The sequence below is a fragment of the Caulobacter sp. B11 genome (genome assembly GCF_002737765.1).
GTDB lineage: Bacteria > Pseudomonadota > Alphaproteobacteria > Caulobacterales > Caulobacteraceae > Caulobacter.
In genome coordinates, this window is sequence record NZ_PEGG01000234.1 from 1 (window position 1) to 3,495 (window position 3,495).

A 3,495-nucleotide genomic window follows, 5' to 3' on the forward strand; every position below is an offset into this window, starting at 1 on the left:
GTTTGGCGTTGACGGCGCGCACGCTCGTGGCCACCGCCTCGAACACGCTGGCCGCCGGATTGAGCAGCATCGGCGCCGACACCACCATCAGGGCGTAGGTCACGAAGGCTAGGGCCCCGCCGATCAGCGATCCGGTCAGCAGCATCACCCGGCCCTCGCTGGAGCCGAGGGCGAAGGCCACCAGGGCGGCGGCGCCCTGGTGGCTCTCATAGGTCGACAGGCCGTAGACGATCTGGGCGACGCGGCCCCAGAAGAAATAGATCAGCACCAGCAGCAGGCTGAGATAGGCGATATCCTGGCGAAAGGCCGCCCGGACGACCAGGATCTGGATCAGGCCGGGCCGCTCGCCCCGCTCGATCCGCCGGCCCGCCTCATAGGGGCCCATGGCCAGAATCGGCGCGACGAAGACGAAGCCGGCGGTCAGGGCCATGACCCAGAAGGCCCCGTTGCTGGCATAGACCCCGTAGCAGAGCGCGAGGCTGGCGACCGCGACCGCCAGGCCGTAGGCCAGCAGCGGCCCCGGCGCCGTCAGCAGGTCCCGCCAGCCTGCGGCCAGCCAGGTGAACGGCGCGCCGAGCGTGATCGCGCGGATGGCCGGCAGGCTGCGAGTCGCTTCCATGGCGTTTCCCGTCGTCCTTGAGAGGATCTTTTGCGGTCAAGGATGTCGCCGAACCGCGACCCTGGCAAGCGTCCTGCTCAGGCCACCCGGGTCAGGCGGGGCTGGGGCTCGGTCGCCTCGACCGCCGGGCTCTGGACCAGGCAGCCGTACCAGCCCATGCCGGCATAGGTCTCGTAGCCGGGGGTCCGGGCGAAGGCGATGGTTCTGGGGCCGTCGGCATAGCTGCCCATGGCCGCGCCGGCGGTGTCGAGGTTGAAGGTCTCGGTCAGCACGCCCTGGCCGTCCGAGGCGGCCAGAACCCGGTGGTTCTGGTCCAGCAGCAGCACCCGCGAGCGGGCCCGTTCCTCGTCGGTCAGGCGCACGCCGTCGACCACGGCCTGGGCCTGGGGACGCCAGTCGAAATGCACGCCCAGCACGCCCAGCACCGGGCCGTCGGCCCGTCCGCCCGCCCGGATGGCGGTGGCGTAGGTGGCGACCGGGGCGTCGCCCAGCAGGCGGACCTGTTCGATATCGCAGGCGGTGAAATCCGCGCCCGAGCGCGTGCGCATGGCCTCGCGGAACCAGGTCGTGTCGGCGGCCGAGCCGCCCTGGACGCCGCGATAGCGGTCGGGGCGGCCATTGGCGACGATCCGGCCCGAGGCGTCGCAGATCCACAGGTCCAGATAGACGGTATAGGCGTCGAGGATCACCCGCAGGCGCTGGCTGGCGAAGCGGGCGGCCTCGCTCGACGGCTCGGCCACGCAGTCGACCACGGCGCTGTCGTGGCCCACCAGCGCACGTCGCAGGTGCGCTCATAGAGGTTGCGGTCGATGATCTCGATGGCGTTGAGCGCCAGGTCGGCCAGGCGCTGACCGCGCAGATGGCCCAGGATCGCCCCGCCGATGGCGGTCAGTTCGTTGAGGTCGCCGCGCACCTGGCTTTCCAGCCCGGCGGTGATCTCGTCGATCTGGCTGGAGATCTTCTTGAATTCCTCGGCGACGATCGCGAAGCCCCGTCCGGCCTCGCCGGCCCGGGCCGCGACGATCAGGGCGTTGATGGCCAGCATCTTGGCCGCCCGGTTGACCGTGCTGATCTCGCCGATCCTGGCCCCGGCCACGGCGCTGAGCCGCTCGGAAAGCTGCAGAATCCGTTCCGGACGCAAACTGGCGTCAACTGCCGACATCGAAGGTCCCTGTCGCACTGGGCGACCTGACGAATCACCCCCCTGCGACATAGTGGCACCGGGATCAGGGGGCGAGGGGATTGAGGCCTGGCTCCACGCGATGCCGCCCAGATTGGCTTTTTCCTGCGCTTCGGCGCCCGAATGAGAGGCGCAAACTTGCGTCTTTCTGCAGGCTTTCCCTGAAGTTCATCCGCCCCGCCCTCAATGACACCGGGGGACATTCCGGAGCGCCGCCGGCATGTTTTCCCGCAAGATTGAGAGGAAGCCTTGATGAAATCCGCCTCGGCGCAGCGCATTGCGGCCGTCGTCCTGAGCCTGTTGGCGGTCCCGGCCTGCGCGACGGCGCCGTCGGCCGCGCCGGCCGTGGAGGTCACAGCCTTCCCCGGAGCCGAGGGCGCGGGGCGTTACAGCCTGGGCGGCCGCGGCGGGGCGGTGCTGAAGGTGACCAGTCTGGACGATTCGGGACCGGGCAGCCTGCGCGCCGCGGTCGAGGCCAAGGGCCCCCGCACCATCATCTTCACTGTGGCCGGAACGATCACCCTGAAGACGCCGCTGAAGATCAGCCAGGGCCGGGTGACCCTGGCCGGCCAGACCGCGCCCGGCGGCGGGATCACCCTGCGCGACCAGACCCTGGTGGTGGCCGCCGATGATGTGGTGATCCGCTTCATCCGCTCGCGCCTGGGCGCCGAGAGCAAGACCGAAGGCGACGCGATCTGGGTGGCCAAGGGGCGCCGCATCATCCTGGATCACGTCTCGGCCAGCTGGTCGGTGGACGAGACCCTGTCGGCCTCGGCCCGCTTCGATCCGCCCGAGAACGGCTTTTATGACCTGACCGTGCAGTGGTCGATCATCAGCGAAAGCCTGGCCCACTCGGTCCACGCCAAGGGCGACCACGGCTATGGCAGCCTGATCCGCGGCGGACGGGGCTCGAAGATCAGCTTCCACCACAATCTGTGGCCAACCATGTGGCGCGCATGCCGCGTCCCGGCGAGTTCCGCTCCAACGTCTTCTACAACTGGGGCAAGGGCCATGCCGGCTATGACGCCGACAAGGCGGCGCTGGTCGCCTACAACTTCATCGACAACGCCTATGTCATGGGCCCCAACTCCGAGAAGCCCATCGCCTTCAGCGAGAGCAACAGCCTGGCCCGGGCCTGGTTCGCCGGCAACAGCCTGAACGGCGAGGTTCCGGCCGCCCCCTGGAGCCTGGTGACCGGCCTGGAGGTGGAAGGCTATCGCCAGGCCGCTCCGATCGACATCGCTCCCATCGTGGCCGATCCCGCCGCCAGCGCCTATCAGCGCGTGCTGGCCGAGACCGGGGCTTCGGTGGCGCGGGACGCGGTCGACGCCCGGGTCGTGGCGGGGGTGCGGGACCGGACTGGCAGGATCATCAACAACGAGCAGGATGTCGGCGGCTGGCCTGAATTGGCGGCCGGCGAGGCGACGGTCGACACCGACGGCGACGGCATGCCCGATGCGTGGGAAGCGGCGCACGGGCTCAATCCGAACAAGCCCGATGGCGCGGCGCCGGCCAGGGACGGCTCGGGCTGGACGAACCTAGAGCTCTACCTGGCCGATGCGGCGAAGGTTCGGGGATGAAAGCAAAAAGGCCGAAAGCTTGCGCTTTCGACCTTTTCGACAGGCCTCCTTTCGGAGGCAAGGACTTGCGTCCAGCGGCCTCGGGGCCGTGGGCAGACAATGGGAGGATTGAGCCA

The 3,495-nt window shown here is 69.4% G+C and carries 3 protein-coding genes and 1 pseudogene; 2 read left to right on the forward strand and 2 right to left on the reverse strand.

Going from position 1 to position 3,495, the window contains the following annotated elements; translation table 11 throughout:
• Both CSW58_RS09925 and CSW58_RS09930 read right to left on the reverse strand, forming a co-directional pair.
• Window positions 1-619 (reverse strand): DUF2189 domain-containing protein (locus CSW58_RS09925; RefSeq protein WP_099447176.1); only part of this gene is annotated, 619 nt, incomplete at its 3' end.
• A gap of 77 nt (window positions 620-696) precedes the next feature.
• Window positions 697-1,781: pseudogene (locus tag CSW58_RS09930) on the reverse strand (methyl-accepting chemotaxis protein).
• A gap of 270 nt (window positions 1,782-2,051) precedes the next feature.
• On the opposite strand from CSW58_RS09930, the gene CSW58_RS09935 reads away from it, so the two are divergent.
• Window positions 2,052-2,957, forward strand: coding sequence for a polysaccharide lyase family 1 protein (locus CSW58_RS09935; protein WP_236627760.1), 906 nt, complete (start codon window positions 2,052-2,054; stop codon window positions 2,955-2,957).
• On the forward strand, window positions 2,876-3,379 hold the full coding sequence (locus CSW58_RS15260; RefSeq protein ID WP_236627761.1) for a thrombospondin type 3 repeat-containing protein: 504 nt from the start codon (window positions 2,876-2,878) through the stop codon (window positions 3,377-3,379). Before CSW58_RS09935 ends, CSW58_RS15260 begins: the two co-directional genes overlap by 82 nt.
• Window positions 3,380-3,495: the final 116 nt, after the last annotated feature.

Bases quoted from the DNA above. Each gene is read 5' to 3' on its own strand.
- CSW58_RS09935 (WP_236627760.1), top strand. From the start codon at position 2,052: ATGAAATCCGCCTCGGCGCAGCGCATTGCGGCCGTCGTCCTGAGCCTG.
- CSW58_RS15260 (WP_236627761.1), top strand. From the start codon at position 2,876: ATGGGCCCCAACTCCGAGAAGCCCATCGCCTTCAGCGAGAGCAACAGC.